Below are 23,617 nucleotides of genomic sequence, written 5' to 3'. Positions count from 1 at the left end.
AAGCTGGGCTTTTAGGAGTTTTTGCCACCGTGTGGAAACTCACGGCGACGAGACTGTTTGGCGGAAGAGGCGGGATTCGAACCCGCGGTAGGTTTAACCCTACGCACGCTTTCCAGGCGTGTGACTTAAACCGCTCATCCACCCTTCCGCGAAGCCTTCGATTATAGCAGTGCTGCGAACAGACGGAGGCAGGAATTGCACCCGAAGCGCAACAGGCTCAGTGGAGTGCGTCCTGGAACCGGTGCTTTTCCAGCTGGGCCAGGGAGACGAATTCCAGCGCCTTGCTGTGCGTCGACTCCAGCACGACAGGCGGTGCAAAGCCGGCCTCCAGCGCTTCGCGCCACCGGTTGGCACACAGGCACCAGCGGTCATTCGGCTGAAGGCCCGCAAAGCGGTACACAGGCTGCGGCGTGGAAAGATCGTTGCCGCGGCTGGCGGAAAAAGCCAGAAATTCACGCGTGACGCGAACGCATACCAGGTGGGACCCCGCATCCGACGCATCCGTGTTGCAGCAACCGTCCCGAAAATAGCCGGTCAGCGGGTCATAGGAGCAGGGCACCAAATCCGTGCCCAGTACGTTTTTTGCGCTCATGGTCTTGCCTGCGAAAAGCCCGTCGTTATACCTTGTTGGCCTGCACCATTTTCATGGCCGAGCTGATGAGCGCACCGACTTCAGTCATGTTGCTGGGCACGACCAATGTCGTTTTGGCGTCCTTCGCCACCTTCGAGTAGGCCTCTACCGCCTGCTGCGCAACCTTGAGCTGCACGGCTTGTTCACCGCCAGGTTGGCGGATGGCAGCGGCCACCAGCTCAATGGCTTTGGCGTTGGCGTCGGCCACAGCCATGATGGCGGCGGCTTCGCCCTGGGCGTTGTTGATGGCGGCCAGCTTTTCCCCTTCGGAGCGGGCAATGAATGCCTCGCGTTCACCGGTGGCAATATTGATCTGCTCCTGGCGGCGGCCTTCAGAGGCGGCGATCAGCGCGCGTTTTTCCCGCTCGGCAGTGATTTGCGACTGCATGGCGTGCAGGATTTCCTTGGGCGGCGTCAAGTCCTTGATCTCATAGCGCAGCACCTTTACGCCCCAGTTCAGGGCGGCTTCGTCAATGGCGGCAACGACCTGCGCATTGATGATGTCGCGCTCTTCAAAGGTTTTGTCGAGCTCCAGTTTGCCGATCACCGAGCGGAGCGAGGTTTGGGCCAGTTGTGTGACGGCCACGATGTAGTTGGATGAGCCGTAGCTGGCCCGCATCGGGTCCGTGACCTGGAAATACAGGATGCCGTCGACCTGCAGCTGCGTGTTGTCGCGGGTAATACAAACCTGGCTGGGGACGTCGAGCGGGATTTCTTTCAGGCTGTGCTTGTAGGCGACGCGGTCGACAAAGGGAATCAGCCAGTTCAGGCCGGGGGTCAATGTGCCCGCGTATTTTCCGAGGCGTTCCTTCACCCAGGCGTTTTGCTGGGGTACGACCTTGATGGCGCGGATGACGAAGATCATCGCGACGATAAAAATGACCAGTGCTACATAAGACGACATGCTGACTCCCTCAGGTTTTTTCTACGATTAATTTGCTGCCAATGACTTCCCGGATGCGGTGGGTTCCAGCAGAAGGTGTTCCGCCTTCCGCCTGAACCACAGCCCATTGCGCGCCGCGGTAGCGGACCTGCGCCGTGCCGTCCGCCTGCCAGGCGTCCACCTGCACGGTTTCGCCGACATCCATGTTGACGTCCGGGTTGGTGCCTGCCGGCAGCTCCCTGGGCCCGCGGCTGCGAACAAGGTGGCAAATGCTCACGGTGGCCGAGCCCACGACGGCCGCTGCAATAAGCTGCATGGACGTCGAGGCGCCCAAATGCGCGGCAATGGCCGCCGCTGCAATGCCCAAAGCCACCATCAGCAGGTAAAACGTTCCCGTGGCCAGCTCCACCGCCACTGCGGCCCCCGCCAGCAGCCACCAAATAGTCGATTCACTCATGCATCCTCCTTTTGTCGGTCATCCGCTACATTTTGGGGCAATTAGACCCCAAGACAAGCGTAGCGCAACAATATGTCCTTACACTTCGCTGCTTGGAAAAAGCTTCCTCTCACCGCCCGGGCTCAACCTGTCTATGCCCTCTGAGCGTTTCCCATGCCCTCCGACAGGTTCAGGGCGACCATGAACTCCAGCCCAAGCCATGAAATTCCGTTTTCCCATTGTCATCATTGACGAAGACTTCCGCTCCGAAAACACTTCCGGACTGGGTATTCGAGCGCTGGCCCAGGCCATTGAAACCGAGGGCTTCGAGGTCCTGGGGGTGACCAGTTACGGTGACCTCTCGCAGTTCGCCCAGCAGCAAAGCCGGGCTAGCGCCTTCATTTTGTCGATTGATGACGAAGAGTTTTCGCCGGGCCCCGACCTCGACCCGGCCGTGCTCAACCTGCGCACCTTTATCGAGGAAGTACGCCGCAAGAACCTGGATGTGCCGATTTACGTCTATGGCGAGACCAAGACCTCGCGCCACATCCCCAACGACATCCTGCGTGAACTGCACGGCTTCATCCACATGTTTGAGGACACGCCCGAGTTCGTGGCGCGCCACATCCTGCGGGAGGCCAAGAGCTACCTGGAAGGCGTGCAGCCGCCGTTTTTCAAGGCACTGCTCGACTATGCCGAAGACGGTTCCTATTCCTGGCACTGCCCGGGCCACTCGGGCGGCGTTGCTTTCCTGAAAAGCCCGGTCGGCCAGATGTTCCACCAGTTTTTTGGCGAGAACATGCTGCGCGCCGACGTCTGCAACGCGGTGGAAGAGCTAGGCCAGTTGCTGGACCACGACGGCGCGATCGGCGCCAGCGAGCGCAATGCCGCGCGCATCTTCAATGCCGACCACTGTTTCTTCGTGACCAACGGCACCTCGACCAGCAACAAGATGGTGTGGCACCACACAGTGGCGCCCGGTGACGTGGTGGTCGTTGACCGCAATTGCCACAAGTCCATCCTGCATTCCATCATCATGACGGGTGCGATTCCGGTGTTCCTGAAGCCGACGCGCAATCATTTCGGCATCATCGGGCCGATTCCGCAGAGCGAGTTTGAACCGGAAGCCATCCGCGCCAAGATCGACGCCAATCCGTTGCTCAAGGGTGTGGACAGCAGCAAGGTCAAGCCGCGTGTGCTGACGCTGACGCAGTCCACCTACGACGGCGTGCTCTACAACACCGAAACCATCAAGGGCATGCTGGACGGCTACATCGACAACCTGCACTTTGACGAGGCCTGGCTGCCGCACGCCGCCTTCCACCCCTTCTACGGCAGCTATCACGCCATGGGCAAGAGCCGCGTGCGGCCAAAAAATGCGGTGGTGTACGCCACGCAGTCCATCCACAAGCTGCTGGCCGGCATCAGCCAGGCCAGTCACGTGCTGGTGCAGGATTCGCAGAACACCAAACTCGACAGGCACCTCTTCAACGAGGCCTACCTGATGCATACGTCCACCTCGCCGCAATACAGCATCATCGCCAGCTGCGACGTGGCCGCCGCCATGATGGAGCCACCCGGCGGCACGGCACTGGTTGAGGAAAGCATTGCCGAGGCGCTGGACTTCCGCCGCGCCATGCGCAAGATCGACGAGGAATACGGCACCGACTGGTGGTTCAAGGTCTGGGGGCCGGACAAGCTGGTCGAAGAGGGCATCGGCGAGTCGCAGGACTGGATCATCAAGGGTGAATCCCGCAGTGCCAAGACGGCCAAAAACGGCGCCAACAACTGGCACGGCTTTGGCCAGATGGCCACCGGTTTCAACATGCTGGACCCGATCAAGTCCACCATCGTCACGCCCGGCCTTGACCTGAACGGCAAGTTTGCCAAAACCGGCATCCCGGCCAGCATCGTGACCAAATTTCTGGCCGAGCACGGCGTGATCGTCGAGAAGACCGGCCTCTACAGCTTCTTCATCATGTTCACCATCGGCATCACCAAGGGCCGCTGGAACACGCTGCTGACGGCGCTGCAGCAGTTCAAGGACGACTACGACAAGAACCAGCCGATGTGGCGGATCCTTCCGGAGTTCTGCCAGAAGTACCCCAAATACGAGCGCATGGGCCTGGCCGACCTGTGCCAGCATATCCATACGCTGTATGCCAAGTACGACATCGCTCGCCTGACCACAGAGGTCTATCTGAGCGACCTGGCCCCCGCCATGAAACCCAGCGACGCCTACGCCCACATTGCCCATCGCACGACGGAACGGGTTGAAATCGACCACCTGGAAGGCCGCATCACCGTGGGCCTGGTCACGCCGTACCCGCCGGGCATTCCGCTCCTGATACCGGGCGAGGTGTTCAACCGGAAAATCGTGGACTACCTGAAGTTCTCGCGCGAGTTCAACGCCCAGTGCCCAGGCTTTGAAACAGACATCCACGGCCTTGTGGAACAGGTGGATGCCAAGGGCAAGACGCGCTACTACGCGGATTGCGTCAAACGCTAGGCAGGAATAAACGGGTACTTTCGTTTGCTATAGTCCCTCCCATATTTATTGGGAGGCGGCATGTTCAAGACGATTCTCTTCGGAGTGCTCGGCGTCATCGTCGGCGCAGTGTTCCTGCGCGTGCAGGCCAGCGGAGACAGCGAGTTGCGGCTCCTTATGGCCAGCGGCAAGACGGCGGTGGTCGAGCCGATCAAGGAGTACAAGAGTTTTTCCCGCAGCGGCCAAACCATCTACACGGCAGAGCTCAAATTCCGCACCGAAGCCGGGCAACCCATGCTGATCAAGCGCTCGTTCCCTGAGGCCGTGCTGAAGGATTTCGCGGCGGGCAAGCCGGTGAGCATCTACTACATGCCAAATAACCCGAGCCAGGTGGGGTTTGCGCAGGAAGCCGGCGGATCATCCTTCCTCAAGTGGGTGGGCTGGTTCTTCGTCATCGCCAGCCTGGGCTACACAGGCCTCGGCCTGCTGGCGAGCCAGAAAAAATAAGGCCGCCTCCCCGGAGCGTTTGCTATATTTTTTGTAGCTGGGGGCGCATGACTAGGGGGCGCCACAGGCCATTTTTCCCACCAGGTGCGTTGGGCGCAAGGCCGACTCACGTTGGTTGCCGGCGGCGCGCCGGCTTGCAGGCCCACCTTTAAAGCCGCTGGTCTTCCCGTACCCGCATGAAGCTGGCAAACCGGGGCAGGCCACTGTCATTGAGTCCGCGAAAGCGGTAGGTGACGGTGCTGCCGACGGGCGGTGGATTCTGGCGCTGCTCATCGTTGAGCCCGGTGCCCAGCTTGAAGCGCCGCCCTGGTTTGCCGTCGGCACCGGGCATTTCCACCAGCAGCGCGCCCAGCATGCCGGCGTACTTTCCCTTGCCGGGAACATGCGCCACCACGCGGGCTTCGGTGTCTTCGTGGGTCTTGACCTTGAGCAGGTCGTCGTTGCGTGCGCTTTTGTAGAAAGACGCGCCGCGGTGCAGCATCAGGCCTTCGCCGCCGCGCTTCACGGTGGTGGCCAGTAACGCCTGCAAGGCGGCGTGGCTTGCCACCTTCGATTGCGCCACGGCCTGCACCCAGGGCTGGTCGATGCGGCTCACCACGCCATTGAGGGCCGGGATCCGCTCGCTGAACGGGCCGCCTTGCGCGGGCAAATCAAACACCATGAAGCGCATGGCCCGCCAGGCAGCGTCGTCCGGGGTTTGCTGGCGCACGGTAGACACCGCCCTGGCAAACTGGCCACGGCCCGCCCACAGCTCGCCGTCCAGGGGTGTTTTGGGCCAGCCTGCGGTAAACCAGGCCGGCGCGGCGATGCGTTCACCCCCGCGCGTGAGCAGCTGTTCTCCGTCCCAGTAGCCGCGCACGCCGTCGAATTTTTCGCTGACCCAATAATCCTGAAGGGAGACGCCGGGTTGGTACACCTTGGCGAGCATCAGCGGCGGCGCTTGCGCAGCTGCGGATGCCGAAAGCACCGGAAGCGCTGGTGCCAGCAAGCCGGCGAGTGCCAGCAGCCAGTGAAGCGTTTTGAGGCGAAAAAAGACCGTGTTGGCCCGCTCGCCGGAGCGGGTGATGTGTTGCCGCATGGGCCTCCCTGTTTTTTCTTGACTTATAACTGTATGAATGTACAGTTTATAGTTCAAATTTGCGCGGTGCAAGCGTTCTGTGGGCGCCTGTGTTGCCCGCGCAACCCCGTCAACCATGAAGGCTGCAATGGCCATGAGAGGAATCAACTTATGACAGAAAAAAAGACTTCCAGAGGGAGTTGCCATTGTGGAAAAGTCGCGTTTGAGGTCGACGGCCAGCCGAGCAGCGCCCTGGCCTGCAACTGCTCCATCTGCCAGCGCAAAGGGGCGCTGCTGTGGTTTGTGCCGCATGACCAGCTCCGTTTGCTGACCCCCGACGAAAATGCCAGCAACTATCAGTTCAACAAGCATGTGATCAGCCACCGTTTTTGTCCCACCTGTGGCATTCATCCCTATGGCGAAGGAACGGACCCGGCCGGTAATCGCATTGCAGCTATCAACGTCCGCTGCCTCGAGGGAATCGATCTGGACACCATCAAGGTGACGAATTTCGATGGGCGCTCTTCCTAGTTCTTCCTAGCTCTTCCTGGAACCCCCGGATCCTGTATTCCCGGACCCTGGCGGACGCAATAATCTGCCACTTCGCCCGTACCCCTGGGGCCGGTATTCCCGGCCTGTATTCATTGCTGTTTGATTCCCTTGGGCCAGCCAGCCCGGCATTTTTACCGACACCATGACTTCCAGCGACATTGAAAATATCGAGCGCGCCACCGTGGCGGCTGTCTCGCCCGAGGAGCAGCTTGAAATTGAGGGCTGGCTTCTGCCCTTCGACAGCGGAACGGTCAGCCGGGCCAAAAGTGCCGTGCCCCTGCTGCATCAGCCGCCCGCCGACGGCGTGATCGATCGCATTGAAGGGCTGTACCGTGCGCGCGGCAAGCGGGCGGTCTTCCGGCTGGCCAATGAGGCCTGCTTTGATGCCTTGCGCCGCGAACTGGGCGCGCGTGGCTACACGGCAGGCAAACCGGTGCTGGTGGAAGTGGCGCAGGTCAAGTCCATGCGCGCTGTGTCGGCGCAGGCGCTGGCTGAAACAGCCAACACGCCGGACGAGGCCTGGGCCGCGTTGTTCCTGGCCGAGGGTTTTGATCCTGTGGACGGTGCCAGCCGCGTCAGGTCGCTCGGCCGCGGACGCGATTCAGTGTTTGCCAGCGTGCGCGAAGGCGGCAAGGCCATTGCGGCTGGCGCGGCGGCGTTCAGCCACGGGTGGTCCAGTGTCCACGGCATGCGAACCGACCCGGCACATCGCGGCAAGGGGTTGGCAGGCCGGGTACTGGCCGCGATGGCCGAAGCGGCCATGCAGCGGGGCATTGAGCGTGTATTCCTGCAGGTGGAAGAAGGCAATGCCGCGGCGCGGGCGCTTTACCGGCGGGCGGGCTTTGAAACGGTCTGGCGCTATGACTACTGGACCCAGGGCTGAACCTTGATCCAGACGCGGTGCGGAATTGGGTGTGTGCGGGATACTGGATGCGGCAAGGCGCTATGATTTTTATAGCTGCTCGCGCTGGCGGCTATTAGGCTAGAGCCTGCTTTATTGTTATTTTCAGGCCTGATTTGATCGAATTTGGCTGTCTTGCTGCCCCGTCTTGCCTCAAAAAAACGGCTTTGCAGCACCTGGAAGCCGTCTTTCGTGCACATATTTGGCCTCCAGACCAATAGGGTCATGCGCGAGCAGCTATCTATTTCATAGCGCGCCATGCGAGACAAGAGTGCAACTTGCCGCATGTGCGCGCCGCCCGGCAAGCCAGCCGGGCGCGAAAGCCTTCAGGCTTCGGCTGCCGGCTCGGCAATACCGCCGACCACGTGGCTGAAGCCGCCGTCCACATAGGTGATCTCGGCGCTCACGCCTGCGGCCAGGTCGCTCAACAAAAAGGCGGCGACGTTGCCGACGTCTTCAATCGTCACATTGCGGCGGATTGGCGAGGCTTCGGCAACCACGCTCAAAATCTTGCCGAAGCCCTTGATGCCGCTGGCAGCCAGGGTTTTGATCGGGCCGGCGCTGATGCCGTTGACGCGCATGCCCTTGGGGCCCAGCGATTCGGCCAGGTAGCGCACCGAGGCTTCCAGGCTGGCTTTGGCCAGGCCCATGGTGTTGTAGTTGGGCACGGTGCGCACGGCGCCCAGGTAGGTCAGCGTGAGCAGTGCGGACTTTTTGTTGAGGTAGGGCAGGGCCGCCTTGGCCATCGCCGGGAAGCTGTAGGCGCTGATGTCGTGGGCGATCTTGAAGCCCTCGCGCGACAGGCCTTCCAGGAAGTCGCCGGCGATCGCCTCGCGCGGCGCAAAGCCGATGCTGTGCACAAAGCCGTCAAACGTCGGCCAGGTTTTGGAGAGGTCGGCAAACATCTTGTCGATCTGTGCGTCGTCGCCCACGTCGCAGTCAAAAATCAGCTTGGAGTCAAAGTCGGCAGCAAACTCGGTGATGCGGTCCTTGAAGCGCTCGCCGACATAGCCGAAAGCCAGCTCGGCGCCCTGGGCATGGCAGGCCTTGGCGATGCCGTAGGCGATGGACCGGTTCGAGAGGACCCCCGTGATCAACAGTTTTTTGCCAGTGAGGAATCCGGTGTTGGTGGCCATGCAGGTGCTCCAGAGTAGGTAGTTCGCGGGGGAAGGGGGGGCAAGGGACAAGGGCGCAACGTCTGCGCGCCGGAATCTTGCCAGCTTAAGTAGTGCAGAATTGTCGCATGCGAAGTTTGCTGGTTTGGGTCCTGCTGGGTCTTTCATCACCGTCATGGGCCGCGCACGGCTATGCGCTCTGGGGAGATCTCAAGTACCCCGCGGGGTTTTCCCACTTCGACTATGTCAACCCGGCAGCACCCAAAGGCGGGGACCTGCGCCTGGTCAGCAACCTGCGTTACTCAACCTTCGACAAATACAACCCCTTCACGATCAAAGGCTCGGCGCCGGCCTATTTGTCGAGCTTCATGTTCGACACGCTGCTGACGGGGGCGATGGACGAAACCGCCTCAGGCTACGGGCTGCTGGCCGAAGACGTCGAGGTGTCGGCTGACGGGCTCACGGCCACCTTCCGCCTGCGCAAGGAAGCGCGCTTTCACAACGGCGACCCGGTGCTGGCGGCCGACGTCAAATACAGTTTTGACACCCTGATGGGCCCGCATACCTCGCCGTCCTACAAGACCGTGTTCGAAGACGTCGCAGCCTGCGAGGTGGTGGACGAGCGGACGGTGCGCTTTCGTTTCAGGAAGCCGAACCGCGAACTGCCGTTGAAAGTGGGCGGCATGGCGGTGTTCAGCCGCAAGTGGGGCATGGACGCCACCGGTAAGGCCAAGCCCTTCAATGAGGTCGTGACCGACATCCCCATTGGCAGCGGGCCTTACCGCATCGGCCCGGTGATCTTCGGCAAAGACATCAGCTATGTACGCGACAAGACCTACTGGGGTGAGAAGCTCAATGTGCGGGTAGGCACCGAGAATTTCGACACCGTCACCGTCAAGATTTACAAGGACAACACTGCCAGGCTTGAGGCGCTCAAGGCCGGCGAGTTCGACATCATGCGGTTCTTCTCGGCCGGCGACTGGGCGCGGCGCCTGACGGGCAAACGTTTTGACAACGGTGAACTCGTCAAGGGGGAATTCAAGCACAGCCTGCCCACGGGTTTCCAGAGCTATGTGCTCAATACCCGGCGTGAAAAGCTCAAGGACCCGCGCGTGCGGGAAGCTCTGGGACTGGCGATCGACTACGAGTGGATGAACCGCCAGTTGTTTTACAACGCCTACCAGCGCGTGACCGGCTTGTTCGGAAACACCGATTGCCAGGCCACCGGACTGCCGAAGCCCGAAGAGCTGGCTTTGATGGAACCCTGGCGCAAGGACATCCCCACAGCGGCATTCGGCACCATGTACGTGCCGGCGCGTACTGACGGCGACTCCTCGCTGCGCGCCAATTTGCGCCGTGCCCAGGTGCTCCTGAAGGAAGCCGGCTGGGAGGTTCGGGACGGCAAGCTGCGCAACGCCAAAGGCGAGGCTATGGTGCTGGAATACCTGGATAGCAACGAGGGCGGTGTGCGCACGATTTCGCCCTGGATACGCGCCCTCGAAAAGCTCGGCATCCAGCTCAACTTCCGGCAGGTCGACTTCGCGCTCTACCAGCAGCGCCTCGATAAATTCGAGTTCGACATCATCTCCATCGCCTACGGTGGCACCAACAACCCGGGTCAGGAGTTCGCCGACATGTTCGGTAGCAAGGCCGCCGCCACTGAGGAGTCGGGTAACTTCAGCGGAGCCGCCAATCCCGCGATTGATGCCATGATCACCAAAATGACCAGCGCCAAAACCAAGGCCGAGTTGTTGCCCGCCTGCCGTGCATTGGAACGCATCGTGGCGCACAGCCACTACCTGCTGCCGGAATGGACGGCCGGCACCCATCGCGTGGTCTATAACGCACGCCGCCTTGCCATGCCGGGCCAGATGCCACCCTATGCGCCAGGCGAGACCTGGATCATCGATACCTGGTGGGCCAAGCAATGAATACCCCCGTCGAGCAAATTGAACACCCCCGTCGGACGCTCGCTTCGCGTAGCGCCTTCCCCCCTTGTAGGGGGCGGCGCTTGCGGCCTGGCGAAGCCAGTTCCGCTGCGCCTGCTGGATTTGAGAGGGGCTGATCGACCATGTTTGCCTACATTCTCAAACGCTGTCTTTTGATGATCCCGACTTTGTTCGGGGTGTTGCTGATCACCTTTGTGGTGACGCAGTTCGTGCCGGGCGGGCCGGTGGAGCAATACATGGCCGAGGCCAAGGCCGGCCCCAGCGGTGGAGGCGGCGCCGAGGGTGGCGGCCTGAGCTACCGGGGTGGGCAGGGCGTCGACCCGAAACGCGTCGAGCAGATCAAGGCGCTCTATGGTTTCGACAAGCCGGCGCCCGAGCGCTTTTACCTGATGCTCAAGCAGTTTTTGAGCTTTGACCTTGGCAGAAGCTTCTTCCACAACAAGGAGGTCTGGCAACTGGTCAAGGAAAAGCTCCCGGTTTCCATCAGCCTGGGTTTGTGGACCTTTTTCATCAGCTACCTGGTGGCTGTGCCACTGGGCGTCGCCAAGGCGGTGCGTGCCGGCTCGCGTTTCGATTTCGTCACAACATTGCTGGTGCTGACCGGCTATGCCATTCCCGGCTTTGTGCTGGGTGTCGCGCTGCTGGTGATCTTCGGCGGCCAGTTGCAGTGGTTTCCGTTGCGCGGCCTGACCTCGCCCAATTGGGAGACTTTGAGCTGGGGTGCGCGCATCACCGATTACCTCTGGCATATCACCTTGCCGGTCACGGCCATGGTGCTGGGCAGCTTCGCAGTTACGGCCATGCTGACCAAGAACTCCTTCCTGGAGGAAATCCGCAAGCAATACGTGCTGACGGCCCGCGCCAAGGGCCTGGGTGAGCGCCAGGTGCTGTGGAAGCATATTTTCCGCAATGCGCTGATCCCCCTCATCACCGGCTTCCCGGCGGCCTTTATCAGCTCGTTCTACACCGGTGCGCTGCTGATCGAAACCCTGTTCTCGCTGGATGGCATGGGGCTGCTCAGCTATGAAAGCATCATCCGGCGCGACTACCCGGTGGTGTTGGGCACGCTCTACTTATTTACCTTGATCGGCTTGTTCACCAAGCTGATTTCCGATTTGTCTTATGTCTGGGTGGATCCGCGTGTACGGTTCGATTAACCCCCCTGAAGCCACCTCCGGCGGCCTTCCCCCCGAGGGGACGCCTCCTGCGGACGGGCAAAGCCCGGTCCGCGGCGACGCTGTACAAGAAAAGTACGTTTCCAACTCGCCCGCGCGGCGTGCGTGGAGGCGGTTCCGGCGCAACAAGCTGGGGTTTTACAGCCTGGTGGTGTTTTGCACGCTGGTGGTGCTGAGCCTGTTTGCCGAGCTGGTGTCGAACGACCGGCCGCTGCTGGTGCGTTATGAAGGCGGTTATTACTTCCCCATGGTGAAGGACTACAGCGAAAAAACCTTTGGCGGTGATTTCGACACGACCACGGATTACCTCGATCCTTATATTCAGGAACGGCTGGCGCGTGGCAGCAACTTCGCGCTGTACACGCTCAACCCCTATGGGCCCAACACACTCAATTATTTTGCGAAAGAGCCCAACCCCTCGAAGCCGACGCGCGCCAACCTGCTGGGCACCGACGACCGGGGCCGCGACCTGCTCGCCCAGCTGATTTACGGCTTTCGGGTCAGCGTATTGTTTGCGCTGGCGCTGACGGTCACCGGTGTGCTGCTCGGCATGCTGACGGGGGCGCTACAGGGCTATTTCGGTGGCAAGACCGATTTGTTGTTCCAGCGTTTCATCGAAATCTGGGGCTCCGTGCCGGAGCTCTATCTGCTGATCATCTTCAGCGCCGTTTTCGCGCCCAGTGTGGCGCTGTTGCTGATCCTGCTCAGCCTGTTCGGATGGATGGGGTTGTCAGACTATGTGCGCGCCGAGTTCCTGCGCAACCGGCAGATGGACTACGTGCGCGCCGCGCGTGCGCTGGGCGTCGGTAACCTGAGCATCATCTGGCGCCACATCCTGCCCAACAGCCTGACGCCTGTGGTGACTTTCCTGCCGTTTCGCATGAGCGGCGCGATTCTGGCGCTGACTTCGCTGGACTTCCTGGGGCTGGGGGTGCCGCCGGGCACGCCTTCGCTCGGTGAATTGCTGTCGCAAGGCAAGAACAGCATCGATGCGTGGTGGATATCGCTGTCTACCTTCGCGGTGCTGGTGATCACGCTGCTGCTCCTCACTTTCATGGGCGACGCCTTGCGCGATGCCCTGGATCCCAGGAAGGCCGACTGATGACACCACCGCTCCTTGATGTCAAAAACCTGCAGATTTCATTCGCAGGAAAATCCGTTGTCCACGGCATCGATTTTTCCATCGCACCTGGCGAAAAGCTTGCGCTGGTGGGCGAATCGGGTTCGGGCAAGACGGTGACGGCGCTGAGCCTGCTACGGCTGGCGCAAAACGCCGTGGTCGGTGGCAAGGCTGTTTTTACCGGCATCGATGCGGCAGATCGGGCTGCCAGCGGTGCGCCGCCCAGGGCGCCCGTGGATTTGCTGTCCTTGCCGGAACAGTCCTTGCGGGGGATTCGCGGCCGTGACATCGCCATGATCTTTCAGGAGCCCATGACAGCACTGAACCCCCTGTTCAGCGTTGGCAACCAGATTGCCGAAGTTCTTCAGCTAAAACAGGGTTTGACCCCCGCAGAATGTGCGCAAGAAGCTATCAAATTGCTAGCAGATACGGGCATCACCGAGCCTGAGAGACGCGCAAACTCTTTCCCGCACCAGCTTTCGGGCGGCCAGCGGCAGCGGGCCATGATTGCCATGGCGCTGGCTTGCCAGCCCAGATTGCTGCTGGCCGACGAACCCACCACGGCGCTGGACGTCACCCTGCGCGGCCAGATCCTGGACCTGCTCGGCGAGCTGCAGCAGCGCAACGGCATGGCGGTGCTGATGATCACCCACGACCTGAACCTCGTGCGCAAGTTTGCCGACCGCGTGGCGGTGATGGAAAACGGCCACATCGTGGAGCAGGGCGCCGTGGCGGAGGTTTTCGCCCGGCCCCAGCACCCCTACACGCGCAAACTGATCGACAGCAAGCCCCAGCGGGACGGGCTGGCGGCCGGCACCGGCGCGCAAGCGGGCGCGGCGCCGGCCATGCGCGCGGAAAGCCTGCGTGTGGGGTATCCGGTCTCCATTCCAGGCATACGCGGATGGTTTAAAAAAGCCGAATTTGTGGCGGTCAAAGACGCCAGCTTTCATATCCCCCCGGGCAAAACGCTGGGCGTGATCGGTGAGTCGGGATCCGGAAAATCCACCCTGGCGCTGGCCAGCCTGGGCTTGCTGCCTTTTTCAGGGCAGCTGCAGGCGGCGGGCCAGGCCTGGAGCCGGGATGCGGCACGCAACAAAGCCATCCGCCGCGCCGTTCAGGTGGTGTTTCAGGACCCGTTTTCTTCCCTGTCACCCCGCATGACCGTTGAAGCCATTGTGGAGGAGGGCCTGACGGTGCATGAGCCCAAGCTGGCTCCGGCCGGGCGGCGCGAACGGGCGCTGCAGGCCTTGGCCGATGTCGGTATGACCGAGGCCCAGTTTCCGGGTTTGCTACAACGCTATCCACACGAATTTTCAGGCGGGCAGCGCCAGCGGCTGGCCATTGCGCGCGCGCTGATCGTCAACCCCAGCCTGCTGGTACTGGATGAGCCCACCAGCGCGCTGGACGTGACCATCCAGAAACAGGTGCTGGGACTGCTGCAAAGATTGCAGCGCGAGCGTGGCCTGAGTTATTTGCTGATCACGCATGACGTCGACGTGATCCGCGCCATGGCCCACGAGGTCATGGTGATGAAGGACGGCGACGTGCTGGAGTCAGGCTCACTGAGCGAAGTGCTGGATACGCCGCGGCATCCATATACACGGGTTCTGGTCACTGCGGCTTGAACGTTGTGCATCTCCACGGCCCGGTAGAGATCACAAAAAATCTTCATAAATTACTTTAACTAAATTAAAAACTCATATGATTTAATTGATTTTATTGGATTCATAAATCTTTTTCAAGGAAGCGTGAGGAGGAGGTGTCATTTGGACTTTCACGCAGCGATGCATCCGTTTTCACTCTGCTTCTTTCTAGTGGTGACGCCGGAATGGTTAACCGAAAGGAATGTGCCCTAGCCCGCCCATCAGGCCTGTTCCAATGAGCAGGGCGGGGGCGTAACCAGAAGGATTTACATCGGCGATGCAGGCGTTCTCTAGTGCGTCAGGCACGGAAATTGTTTGCATCGAAGAGCGCAGCACGTTACAATAAGAGCTTCACGACCAAATGGGCGGGTTTTCACCGCCCATTTTTTTTGGGCGTTTGTTTTTGAACATACGGATTTAGAGCGGGTTTAAGAGACTGAATGGCATTGCAAGAGACGATTGAGCAAACTGTGACAGGGCTGGGCTACGAGCTGGTCGAGATCGAACGCACCGGCGGTGGTTTGCTGCGCGTCACGATCGACATGCCCTACGTCAAGGGTGCCGAACAGTTCATCAATGCCGAGGACTGCGAAAAAGTCACCCGCCAGCTCCAGTTTGTCCTGGAAGTCGAAGGCGCCGAATATGCGCGGCTGGAAGTCAGTTCCCCCGGCATCGACAGGCCCTTGCGCAACGAAAAAGATTTTGAGCGTTTTGCCGGTGAGTTGATCGACATCACCCTCAAGGCTCCCATTGGCGTGGCTGCCAGCGCCGGTTCTACCGTCGCGGCCAGCCGCAAGAAGTTTCGCGGCACGCTCGAGCGTGTCGTGGCCGCGGACGGCGTGGCAGGCTGGCAGATCGTGTGGAGCGACGAGCCGGCCGTCAAACCCGGCCAGAAGGTCAGTAAGAAGAAGGTTCCCGCACCGCTGCAGGCGTTGGGTTTTACCCTCGATGAGATTCAACAGGCGCGCCTCGCGCCCGTGGTTGATTTCAAGGGGCGTAAACCCAAAATAACGCCTGGTGCCGAGCCCTCCGCAGAGAATTAATTTCAAGAAATGAAGAAAGGCAGGCTTGTGAAATGAATCGCGAACTGTTGATGTTGGTTGATGCCATCTCGCGTGAAAAGAATGTGGAACGTGACGTCGTTTTTGGCGCCGTCGAGCTCGCGCTCGCCTCGGCCACCAAGAAGGTCTACGAAGGCGAAGTGGACATCCGCGTAGCCGTCGACCGTGACAGCGGCAATTACGAAACCTTCCGCCGCTGGCTGGTGGTGCCTGACGAAGCCGGCTTGCAGAACCCTGAAGCCGAAGAGCTGGTCAGCGACGCACGCGACGAAATCGCCGACATCGAAGAAGGCGACTACATCGAAAAGCCGGTGGAAAGCCTGCCGATCGGCCGTATTGGCGCGCAAGCGGCCAAGCAGGTCATTCTGCAGAAAATCCGCGACGCCGAGCGCGAAATGCTTCTCAACGACTTCATGTCGCGCGGCGACAAGATTTTTGTCGGCACCGTCAAACGCATGGACAAGGGCGACATCATCGTCGAATCCGGCCGTGTGGAAGGCCGCCTGCGCCGTTCCGACATGATCCCGAAGGAAAATCTGCGCTCCGGCGACCGCGTTCGCGCCATGATCATGGAAGTGGACACGACCTTGCGCGGCGCGCCCATCATCCTCTCGCGCACCGCGCCCGAGTACATGATCGAGCTGTTCCGCCAGGAAGTCCCTGAAATCGAACAAGGCCTGCTGGAGATCAAATCCTGCGCCCGTGACCCCGGTTCCCGCGCCAAGATCGCCGTGCTGTCGCATGACAAGCGTGTCGACCCGATCGGCACCTGCGTCGGCGTTCGCGGCACCCGCGTCAACGGCGTGACCAACGAACTCGCCGGCGAGCGCGTGGACATCGTGCTGTGGAGCGAAGACCCGGCCCAGTTCGTGATTGGTGCATTGGCCCCGGCCAACGTGTCGTCCATCGTGGTCGACGAAGAGCGTCACGCCATGGATGTCGTCGTCGACGAAGAAAACCTGGCGATTTCGATCGGCCGCGGCGGCCAGAACGTGCGCCTTGCCGCCGAGCTGACCGGCTGGAAGATCAACATCATGACGGCCGATGAGTCTGCGCAAAAGCAGGCCACCGAGACCGATTCCAGCCGCAAGCTGTTCATGGAAAAGCTCGACGTGGACGAGGAAATCGCCGACATCCTGATCTCCGAAGGCTTCACCAGTCTCGAAGAAGTGGCCTATGTGCCGCTGCAGGAAATGCTGGAGATCGAGTCCTTCGACGAAGACACCGTCAATGAGCTGCGCACGCGCGCCAAAGATGCGCTCTTGACGATGGAAATCGCCAAGGAAGAAAATGCCGAAGGCGTGTCGCAGAACCTGCGCGACGTCGAAGGCCTCACGCCAGAGCTGATCGCCAAACTGACAGAAGCGGGTATCCATACCCGCGACGACCTGGCCGATCTGGCCGTGGACGAACTTACCGATATCACCGGCCAGTCTTCGGACGAAGCCAAAGCCCTGATCATGACCGCACGCGCCCATTGGTTTACCGATGAACCCGCTGCCGCTGACACCCCTGCACCTGCAGCGGCCCAAGAGCAATGATCATGGAGGCCAGCAGGAAAAAAACATATGTCCAGTACCACTACCGTCGCTGAATTCGCAGCTGAACTCAATAAATCTCCCGCCACCCTGATCGAGCAATTGACCAGCGCGGGTGTCGCCAAGGCGCAAGCCAGCGACCCCTTGTCCGAAGCGGACAAGCAGAAGCTTCTCGGCTATCTGCAGGCCAGCCATGGCACCGTCACGGCCGAGCGCAAGAAGATCACCCTGGTGAAAAAATCCACCAGCGAGATCAAGCAGGCCGATGCCACCGGCAAGGCACGCACCATCCAGGTGGAAGTGCGTAAAAAGCGTACCTTTATCAAGCGTGACGACGGCTCCGACCAGCCTGCGGAAGAAGTGCAGCCTGAAGTGGCCGCTCCGCCGGCACCTCCCGTCATTGACGATGCCGAGCTGATTCGCCGCGAAGAAGAAGCCAGCCGCCACGCAGAACTGCTGCGCCGCCAGGAGCAGGAGCTTGCTGAAAAACGCCGTCTTCGCGAAGAGCAGGACGCCAAGGATGCTGCGCGCGAGCAGGAGCGCCTGGCCGCCGAGCAAACCGCCCAGGCGGCCGCCGCGGCTGCCGAGGCTGTGGTCAAAAAGGCCAAGCCGGCCGGAAAAGCCAAGGACGCTGCACCGGTAACGGCCGAAGCCACCAAGGCCGCTGAAACCGCTGCGGCCGTACAGGCCACGAAGGCTGCCGATGCCGCGGCTGCCGCTGCAACTGCCAAGGCCAAAGCCACCGCCGAATTCCAGGCCGACGCGGCGAAGGCGCAAGAGCTCCAGGACCGCCGCCGCAAGGCTGAAGCAGAAGCTGCCGGCATTCGCGCCATGATGTCCGCGCCCAAGCGCGTTCTGGTGCCCCACGTCGATCCCAAAGCCGCCATCAAGGGCACGCTGCACAAGCCGGCCGGCGCGCCGGGTGCCGCGGCCAAACCGGGTGCGCCGGCCGCTGCGGGTGCCCCTGGTGCCGCTGGCAAGAAGGAAGTCAAGTCGGAGAACCTGTCTTCGACATGGAAGGACGACGCCGCCAAGAAGAAGGGCATTCCAAGCCGTGGCGCACCCGTTGTGCCCGGCCGTGGCAATTTCCGTGGCGGCCCGCGTGGCCGCCGCAATGACCGTGAAGCACGTCCGGAATCCACCTTCGTGGCGCCGACCGAATTCAAGGTCATTGAAGTGCACGTGCCTGAGACGATCACCGTGGCCGAACTCGCGCACAAGATGAGCGTGAAGTCATCGGAAGTGATCAAGCACCTGATGAAGCTTGGCCAGATGGTCACCATCAACCAGCCGCTGGACCAGGACACCGCCATGATTGTGGTGGAAGAAATGGGCCACAAGGCCGTGACGGCTTCGCTGGACGACCCGGAAGCCTTTGCCGACGAAGACGTGCAAGGCCAGCAGGCCGAGTTGTTGCCGCGTGCGCCGGTTGTGACGGTCATGGGTCACGTCGACCATGGCAAGACCTCACTGCTCGATTACATCCGCCGCGCCAAAGTGGCCTCCGGCGAAGCGGGCGGCATCACCCAGCACATTGGTGCCTATCACGTGGAAACCCCGCGCGGCATGGTGTCCTTCCTGGATACCCCGGGCCACGAGGCGTTTACCGCCATGCGTGCCCGCGGCGCCCAGGCGACCGACATCGTGATTCTGGTGGTGGCGGCCGACGACGGCGTGATGCCGCAGACCAAGGAAGCCATCAAGCATGCCAAGGCGGCCGGTGTTCCCATCGTGGTGGCGATCAACAAGATCGACAAGCCTGGTATCAACATGGAGCGCGTCAAGGGCGAGCTGGTCACCGAAGAAGTGATTCCCGAAGAGTTCGGCGGCGACGTTCCGTTTGTCGGCGTCTCTGCCCATACCGGCGCCGGTGTCGATGCCTTGCTCGAACAGGTGCTGCTGCAGGCAGAAGTGCTTGAACTCAAGGCGCCGGTGGATGCACTGGCCAAGGGCCTGGTGATCGAAGCCCGCCTCGACAAGGGCCGTGGCCCCGTGGCGACCGTGCTGATTCAGGCGGGAACGCTGAAAGCCGGCGACGTGGTGCTGGCCGGTTCGACCTATGGCCGCGTGCGCGCCATGCTGGACGAAAACGGCAAGCCGATCAAAACGGCAGGCCCGTCGATTCCCGTGGAAATTCAGGGTCTGACGGAAGTGCCGCAAGCCGGTGATGAATTCATGGTCATGCTCGACGAGCGCCGTGCCCGTGAGATCTCCACCTACCGTGCCGGCAAGTTCCGCAATACCAAGCTGGCCAAGCAACAGGCCGCCAAGCTGGAGAACATGTTCTCCGATATCGGCGCCGGCGAAGTCAAGATGTTGCCCATCATCATCAAGGCCGATGTGCAAGGCTCGCAGGAAGCGCTGGCCCAGTCGCTGCTGAAGCTTTCGACCGAAGAGGTCAAGGTCCAGCTCGTGTACTCCGGTGTCGGCGGCATTTCCGAGTCCGACGTCAACCTGGCGATCGCCTCCAAGGCCGTGGTGATCGGGTTCAACACCCGCGCCGATGCCCAGGCCCGCAAGCAGGCCGAAAACAACGGCGTGGACATTCGCTACTACAACATCATTTATGACGCTGTGGACGAACTTCGCGCCGCGATGTCGGGCATGCTGACACCGGACAAGAAGGAAGAAGTCATCGGCAATGCCGAGATTCGCCAGGTGTTCAAGGTCAGCAAGATCGGCTCGATCGCCGGCTGTATGGTCACCGCCGGGGTGGTTCGCCGCACCGCGCGCCTGCGCCTTCTGCGCGAGAACGTGGTCGTCTTCACGGGCGAACTCGACTCGCTCAAGCGCTTCAAGGACGACGCCAAGGAAGTCAAGGAAGGCTTCGAGTGCGGTTTGAACATCAAGAACTACAACGATATCCAGGTTGGCGACATTCTGGAATTCTTTGAAATCAGGGAAGTGGCGCGGACACTGGAAGTCTGATCCCGGCTGGCCGGCAGCCCCTGGCTGCCAGCCTTTCCGCAGACCTCACCATTTTTTTGACATGCGTAAAAAATCTTCCACCCCGAATCGCGGTTTTCGCGTCGCCGATCAGATCCAGCGCGATCTGACGGAGCTGATCGCGCGCGAACTCAAAGACCCCCGGGTCGGGATGGTGACCGTGCAGGCCGTCGAGGTGACGGCCGACTATGCGCATGCGAAAGTGTTTTTCAGTGTGCTTGTCGGTGACCCGAAAGAGTGCGAAGAAGCGCTCAACCAGGCCGCCGGTTTCCTTCGCAATGGCCTCTTCAAGCGGTTGATGACGCACACCGTGCCGACGCTGCATTTCCACTTCGACCGCACGACCGAACGTGCGGCCGACATGAACGCCTTGATTGCCAAGGCGGTTTCCTCCCGCGCGCAAGACGACTGAGTTCGCGCCGTTCCCCTTGATGACAGGTTCAGGGACAACGGTGCCAACGACGCGCCCGGGCCAGCCCGTGCGTTGAGCCTGTCGGAAACTATGACGCAAACTTCTTCCATCCCTTCGAAGGGCCAGAAAATCCAGCGACGTCCCGTGCACGGCGTGCTGCTGCTCGACAAGCCGCTGGGCCTGTCGAGCAATCAGGCCTTGCAGAAGGCCAAATGGCTGCTGCGCGCCGACAAGGCCGGTCACACAGGCACGCTCGATCCGTTGGCCACCGGCGTGTTGCCGTTGTGTTTTGGCGCGGCCACCAAGTTCAGCCAGATCCAGCTCGACGCCGACAAGACGTACGAAGCGGTGCTGCTGCTGGGCCAGAAAACCACCACGGCCGACGCCGAAGGCGACGTGATTGAGACCCGGCCCGTGCCCGAAATCACGCCGGCCTTGCTGGAGTCACTGACGGAACGTTTCACTGGCCCGCAAGCACAGGTTCCGCCCATGTACTCGGCGCTCAAGAAAGACGGCAAAGCGCTGTATGAGTACGCCCGCAAGGGGCAAGAGGTGGAGCGGGAAGCGCGCAACATCACGATTTTCAAGCTGAATATGGCTGCAACCCAGGACAGTCGTGCGCAAGCAGCTATCAAAATCATAGTGACCTGCAGCAAGGGAACGTACATCCGCACGCTCGGTGAAGACATTGGCGAAGCCATTGGCTGCGGCGCGCATCTCGGATCGCTCAGGCGGCTGGAGACCGGCGGCTACACGGCGCAGCAGTGCGTGACTTTGCCTGCCCTGGAAGCCATGACCGAGCCCGAGCGCGAAGCCTGCCTGCTGCCGGCGCAGTCGCTGGTGTCGGCGTACCCGTCTGTCACATTGGACGCCGACAATGCAGGGCGGTTTTTAAGTGGTTTGCGCCGCCGGGGCGAACCCGGGCAGTGGGGCGCCGATGCGCCGCTGGTGCAGGTCTATGGCACCGAGCCGCCGGCGTTCCTGGGCTCGGCCCATGTCACGGCCGACGAATTGATTCCGCAGCGTTTGCTGAGCCCGATTGAAATACAGGACATTTTGCAAGCCGCCAGAACGCCGGCTGAACGCTCCACACCCGATTTCGCTGCCGCGCCCACAGGCGTTGCGGCTTCTTCTTTCCAACATTAACCCCGTACCGTTTCGAGTCTTCCTGAAAGCCAACCATGAGCCATAACCAAATCCGCAATATCGCCATCATCGCCCACGTTGACCATGGCAAAACCACCATGGTTGACCAGCTGCTGCGTCAGTCCGGCACCTTCGCCGAGCACGAAAAAGTGGTCGACACCGTGATGGACAACAACGCCATCGAAAAAGAACGCGGCATCACCATCCTGGCCAAGAACTGCGCCGTGACCTGGGAAGGCACGCACATCAACATCGTCGACACCCCGGGCCACGCCGACTTCGGCGGTGAAGTGGAGCGCGCGCTGTCCATGGTCGACGGCGTGGTGCTGCTGATCGATGCGCAGGAAGGCCCCATGCCCCAGACGCGCTTCGTGACCAAGAAGGCACTTGCCCTGGGCCTCAAGCCCATCGTGGTGGTCAACAAGGTCGACAAGCCGGGCGCCAACCCCGACAAGGTCATCAACGCCGCTTTCGACCTGTTCGACAAGCTGGGCGCCACCGACGAGCAGCTCGATTTCCCCGTGGTGTACGCCTCCGGCATCAACGGCTGGTCGTCACTCGAAGAAGGCCCGCCGAACGAGCAGTGGGGCCCCGACATGTCGGCGCTCTTCAATACCATCCTCAAGCATGTGCCTGCGCAAAAGGGCGACCCCGCTGCGCCGCTGCAATTGCAGATTTCCGCTCTCGATTTCTCGACCTTCGTCGGCCGCATCGGCGTCGGCCGTATCAGCCAGGGCACGATCAGGCCCATGATGGATGTGGTGGTCATGGAAGGCCCGGACGGCAAGGCCGTCAAAGGCCGCGTCAACCAGGTGCTGACATTCCAGGGCCTGGAACGCGTGCAGGCCACGGAAGCCGGCCCCGGCGAGATCGTGTTGATCAATGGCCTGACCGACATCGGTATCGGCGTGACGATCACCGACCCGACCAACCCCGCGCCGCTGCCCATGCTCAAGGTCGATGAACCGACTCTGACCATGAATTTCTGCGTCAACACCAGCCCTCTGGCCGGCCGCGAAGGCAAGTACGTCACCAGCCGCCAGATCTGGGACCGCCTGCAAAAAGAACTGCAGCACAACGTGGCCCTGCGCGTCAGCGAGACCGACGAAGAAGGCATCTTTGAAGTCATGGGCCGCGGCGAGTTGCACCTGACCATCCTGCTGGAAAACATGCGCCGCGAAGGCTTCGAAATGGCGGTGTCCAAGCCGCGCGTCGTGATGAAGGACGTCAACGGTGAAAAGCACGAGCCTATTGAGCTGGTCACGGCCGACATCGAAGATCAGCACCAGGGTGGCGTGATGCAGGCACTGGGCGAGCGCAAGGGCGAACTGGTGAACATGGAGCCGGACGGCCGAGGCCGTGTGCGCCTTGAGTACCGCATCCCGGCGCGTGGCCTGATCGGCTTTACCAACGAGTTCCTGAACCTGACGCGTGGTTCCGGCCTGATCTCCAACATCTTCGACAGCTACGAAGCGCACAAGGGCGAAATCGGCGGCCGTAAAAACGGTGTGCTGATCTCGATGGACGACGGTGAGATCTTCACCTACGCCCTGGGCAAGCTGGACGACCGCGGCCGCATGTTTGTGCGTGCCAATGACCCGGTGTATGAAGGCATGATCGTCGGCATCCACAGCCGCGACAACGACCTGGTGGTGAACGCCACGCGTACCAAGCAGCTGACCAACTTCCGCGTCAGTGGCAAGGAAGACGCGATCAAGATCACGCCGCCGATCGAACTCACGCTCGAATACGGCGTTGAGTTCATCGAGGACGACGAGCTGGTTGAAATCACGCCCAAGTCGGTTCGCCTGCGCAAGCGCCACCTCAAAGAGAGCGATCGCAAGCGCGCAGGCAGGTCTTAATGAGCCCCCACGCTTTTCACTTCGTGTAATGCGCTGCCCCCCGAGGGGGCCGCTGCGCCTGCGGTCCGGCAAAGCCGGTCCCGCGGCCCCTGCTGGAATGGGACAGGGACCCACCGGGTTGCGGGGTGAATCGCTGGAAACCAGGCCGCTGTGTGTGCAAACTCCAGCGGCCTTTTTAACTTTTTTGTGTACGCA

Annotated in this window: 19 protein-coding genes and 1 tRNA gene; 14 read left to right on the top strand and 6 right to left on the bottom strand. The window is 61.3% G+C overall.

The annotated features are described in order from the left end of the window. Positions 1-58: 58 nt before the first annotated feature. The 4 genes from AC1DU8_RS10605 to AC1DU8_RS10590 all read right to left on the bottom strand — a co-directional run bounded on the left by AC1DU8_RS10605 (position 59) and on the right by AC1DU8_RS10590 (position 1,971). Positions 59-148: transfer RNA gene (locus tag AC1DU8_RS10605), tRNA-Ser, on the bottom strand. A 69-nt stretch (positions 149-217) separates the two neighbouring features. Next, positions 218-592, bottom strand: coding sequence for a DUF2237 family protein (locus AC1DU8_RS10600; RefSeq protein ID WP_457282751.1), 375 nt, complete (start codon positions 590-592; stop codon positions 218-220). 25 nt (positions 593-617) lie between these two features. Continuing rightward, positions 618-1,535: an SPFH domain-containing protein gene (locus tag AC1DU8_RS10595; RefSeq protein ID WP_348045061.1), complete on the bottom strand. Its 918-nt coding sequence runs from the start codon at positions 1,533-1,535 to the stop codon at positions 618-620. A gap of 10 nt (positions 1,536-1,545) precedes the next feature. Further along, positions 1,546-1,971 carry an NfeD family protein gene (locus AC1DU8_RS10590; protein WP_477667334.1) on the bottom strand — a complete coding sequence of 142 codons (426 nt, stop codon included), beginning with the start codon at positions 1,969-1,971 and terminating at the stop codon, positions 1,546-1,548. Positions 1,972-2,170: 199 nt separating this feature from the next. On the opposite strand from AC1DU8_RS10590, the gene AC1DU8_RS10585 reads away from it, so the two are divergent. Continuing rightward, complete coding sequence (locus AC1DU8_RS10585; RefSeq protein ID WP_457282753.1) at positions 2,171-4,459, top strand: Orn/Lys/Arg family decarboxylase; 2,289 nt, start codon at positions 2,171-2,173, stop codon at positions 4,457-4,459. Positions 4,460-4,519: 60 nt separating this feature from the next. Continuing rightward, entirely contained in the window at positions 4,520-4,945 is a 426-nt protein-coding gene (locus AC1DU8_RS10580) for a DUF3592 domain-containing protein (protein ID WP_477726707.1), read from the top strand. Between the two features lie 148 nt (positions 4,946-5,093). On the opposite strand, the gene AC1DU8_RS10575 is transcribed toward AC1DU8_RS10580, so the two are convergent. Continuing rightward, the gene (locus tag AC1DU8_RS10575) at positions 5,094-6,023 is read right to left on the bottom strand and encodes a DNA ligase (protein ID WP_477667336.1); all 930 of its coding nucleotides are present in this window, start codon (positions 6,021-6,023) and stop codon (positions 5,094-5,096) included. Between the two features lie 150 nt (positions 6,024-6,173). Here AC1DU8_RS10575 and AC1DU8_RS10570 point away from each other — a divergent pair, with 150 nt between their 5' ends. Together AC1DU8_RS10570 and AC1DU8_RS10565 are read left to right on the top strand one after the other, a co-directional pair. Next, positions 6,174-6,533, top strand: coding sequence for a GFA family protein (locus tag AC1DU8_RS10570; RefSeq protein ID WP_477667337.1), 360 nt, complete (start codon positions 6,174-6,176; stop codon positions 6,531-6,533). A 163-nt stretch (positions 6,534-6,696) separates the two neighbouring features. Then, positions 6,697-7,437, top strand: a complete 741-nt coding sequence (locus AC1DU8_RS10565; RefSeq protein WP_477667338.1) for a GNAT family N-acetyltransferase — start codon at positions 6,697-6,699, stop codon at positions 7,435-7,437. A 344-nt stretch (positions 7,438-7,781) separates the two neighbouring features. Here the strand turns inward: AC1DU8_RS10565 and fabI are convergent, their stop codons facing one another. Further along, positions 7,782-8,591: an enoyl-ACP reductase FabI gene (fabI, locus tag AC1DU8_RS10560; protein WP_457282758.1), complete on the bottom strand. Its 810-nt coding sequence runs from the start codon at positions 8,589-8,591 to the stop codon at positions 7,782-7,784. Positions 8,592-8,698: 107 nt separating this feature from the next. On the opposite strand from fabI, the gene AC1DU8_RS10555 reads away from it, so the two are divergent. The 10 genes from AC1DU8_RS10555 (at position 8,699) to typA (ending at position 23,422) form a co-directional block, all read left to right on the top strand. Then, positions 8,699-10,501, top strand: a complete 1,803-nt coding sequence (locus AC1DU8_RS10555; protein WP_477667339.1) for an extracellular solute-binding protein — start codon at positions 8,699-8,701, stop codon at positions 10,499-10,501. A 140-nt stretch (positions 10,502-10,641) separates the two neighbouring features. Next, a complete protein-coding gene (locus tag AC1DU8_RS10550; RefSeq protein ID WP_457282760.1) occupies positions 10,642-11,676 on the top strand; it encodes a microcin C ABC transporter permease YejB in 1,035 nt (344 codons plus the stop codon). After that, positions 11,642-12,796, top strand: a complete 1,155-nt coding sequence (locus AC1DU8_RS10545) for an ABC transporter permease (RefSeq protein WP_477667340.1) — start codon at positions 11,642-11,644, stop codon at positions 12,794-12,796. Before AC1DU8_RS10550 ends, AC1DU8_RS10545 begins: the two co-directional genes overlap by 35 nt. Further along, positions 12,796-14,439 carry an ABC transporter ATP-binding protein gene (locus tag AC1DU8_RS10540; protein ID WP_457282762.1) on the top strand — a complete coding sequence of 548 codons (1,644 nt, stop codon included), beginning with the start codon at positions 12,796-12,798 and terminating at the stop codon, positions 14,437-14,439. The genes AC1DU8_RS10545 and AC1DU8_RS10540 overlap by 1 nt, the downstream gene beginning before the upstream one ends. A 458-nt stretch (positions 14,440-14,897) precedes the next feature. Continuing rightward, positions 14,898-15,500, top strand: coding sequence for a ribosome maturation factor RimP (rimP, locus tag AC1DU8_RS10535; RefSeq protein WP_457282763.1), 603 nt, complete (start codon positions 14,898-14,900; stop codon positions 15,498-15,500). A gap of 32 nt (positions 15,501-15,532) precedes the next feature. After that, complete coding sequence (nusA, locus tag AC1DU8_RS10530; RefSeq protein ID WP_457282764.1) at positions 15,533-17,059, top strand: transcription termination factor NusA; 1,527 nt, start codon at positions 15,533-15,535, stop codon at positions 17,057-17,059. 27 nt (positions 17,060-17,086) lie between these two features. Next, positions 17,087-19,984 carry a translation initiation factor IF-2 gene (gene infB / locus AC1DU8_RS10525; RefSeq protein ID WP_477649399.1) on the top strand — a complete coding sequence of 966 codons (2,898 nt, stop codon included), beginning with the start codon at positions 17,087-17,089 and terminating at the stop codon, positions 19,982-19,984. 61 nt (positions 19,985-20,045) lie between these two features. Beyond that, entirely contained in the window at positions 20,046-20,414 is a 369-nt protein-coding gene (gene rbfA, locus AC1DU8_RS10520) for a 30S ribosome-binding factor RbfA (protein WP_457282766.1), read from the top strand. A gap of 90 nt (positions 20,415-20,504) precedes the next feature. Beyond that, on the top strand, positions 20,505-21,560 hold the full coding sequence (gene truB, locus AC1DU8_RS10515; RefSeq protein WP_477667341.1) for a tRNA pseudouridine(55) synthase TruB: 1,056 nt from the start codon (positions 20,505-20,507) through the stop codon (positions 21,558-21,560). Positions 21,561-21,595: 35 nt separating this feature from the next. After that, positions 21,596-23,422, top strand: coding sequence for a translational GTPase TypA (gene typA, locus AC1DU8_RS10510; protein WP_457282768.1), 1,827 nt, complete (start codon positions 21,596-21,598; stop codon positions 23,420-23,422). Positions 23,423-23,617 lie beyond the last annotated feature (195 nt).

The organism is Polaromonas sp. P3_A5 (assembly GCF_056403055.1).
This window is presented reverse-complemented; position numbering and strand designations above follow the sequence as displayed.

What these genes read in the sequence shown, in the direction of transcription:
- AC1DU8_RS10545 (WP_477667340.1), top strand. Translation starts at nt 11,642, where the DNA reads ATGTCTGGGTGGATCCGCGTGTACGGTTCGATTAACCCCCCTGAAGCC.
- AC1DU8_RS10590 (WP_477667334.1), bottom strand. Translation starts at nt 1,971, where the DNA reads ATGAGTGAATCGACTATTTGGTGGCTGCTGGCGGGGGCCGCAGTGGCG.
- AC1DU8_RS10595 (WP_348045061.1), bottom strand. Translation starts at nt 1,535, where the DNA reads ATGTCGTCTTATGTAGCACTGGTCATTTTTATCGTCGCGATGATCTTC.
- AC1DU8_RS10575 (WP_477667336.1), bottom strand. Translation starts at nt 6,023, where the DNA reads ATGCGGCAACACATCACCCGCTCCGGCGAGCGGGCCAACACGGTCTTT.
- AC1DU8_RS10555 (WP_477667339.1), top strand. Translation starts at nt 8,699, where the DNA reads ATGCGAAGTTTGCTGGTTTGGGTCCTGCTGGGTCTTTCATCACCGTCA.
- nusA (WP_457282764.1), top strand. Translation starts at nt 15,533, where the DNA reads ATGAATCGCGAACTGTTGATGTTGGTTGATGCCATCTCGCGTGAAAAG.
- rbfA (WP_457282766.1), top strand. Translation starts at nt 20,046, where the DNA reads ATGCGTAAAAAATCTTCCACCCCGAATCGCGGTTTTCGCGTCGCCGAT.
- AC1DU8_RS10540 (WP_457282762.1), top strand. Translation starts at nt 12,796, where the DNA reads ATGACACCACCGCTCCTTGATGTCAAAAACCTGCAGATTTCATTCGCA.
- infB (WP_477649399.1), top strand. Translation starts at nt 17,087, where the DNA reads ATGTCCAGTACCACTACCGTCGCTGAATTCGCAGCTGAACTCAATAAA.
- AC1DU8_RS10600 (WP_457282751.1), bottom strand. Translation starts at nt 592, where the DNA reads ATGAGCGCAAAAAACGTACTGGGCACGGATTTGGTGCCCTGCTCCTAT.
- rimP (WP_457282763.1), top strand. Translation starts at nt 14,898, where the DNA reads ATGGCATTGCAAGAGACGATTGAGCAAACTGTGACAGGGCTGGGCTAC.
- typA (WP_457282768.1), top strand. Translation starts at nt 21,596, where the DNA reads ATGAGCCATAACCAAATCCGCAATATCGCCATCATCGCCCACGTTGAC.
- AC1DU8_RS10550 (WP_457282760.1), top strand. Translation starts at nt 10,642, where the DNA reads ATGTTTGCCTACATTCTCAAACGCTGTCTTTTGATGATCCCGACTTTG.
- AC1DU8_RS10580 (WP_477726707.1), top strand. Translation starts at nt 4,520, where the DNA reads ATGTTCAAGACGATTCTCTTCGGAGTGCTCGGCGTCATCGTCGGCGCA.
- fabI (WP_457282758.1), bottom strand. Translation starts at nt 8,591, where the DNA reads ATGGCCACCAACACCGGATTCCTCACTGGCAAAAAACTGTTGATCACG.
- AC1DU8_RS10565 (WP_477667338.1), top strand. Translation starts at nt 6,697, where the DNA reads ATGACTTCCAGCGACATTGAAAATATCGAGCGCGCCACCGTGGCGGCT.
- AC1DU8_RS10570 (WP_477667337.1), top strand. Translation starts at nt 6,174, where the DNA reads ATGACAGAAAAAAAGACTTCCAGAGGGAGTTGCCATTGTGGAAAAGTC.
- AC1DU8_RS10585 (WP_457282753.1), top strand. Translation starts at nt 2,171, where the DNA reads ATGAAATTCCGTTTTCCCATTGTCATCATTGACGAAGACTTCCGCTCC.
- truB (WP_477667341.1), top strand. Translation starts at nt 20,505, where the DNA reads ATGACGCAAACTTCTTCCATCCCTTCGAAGGGCCAGAAAATCCAGCGA.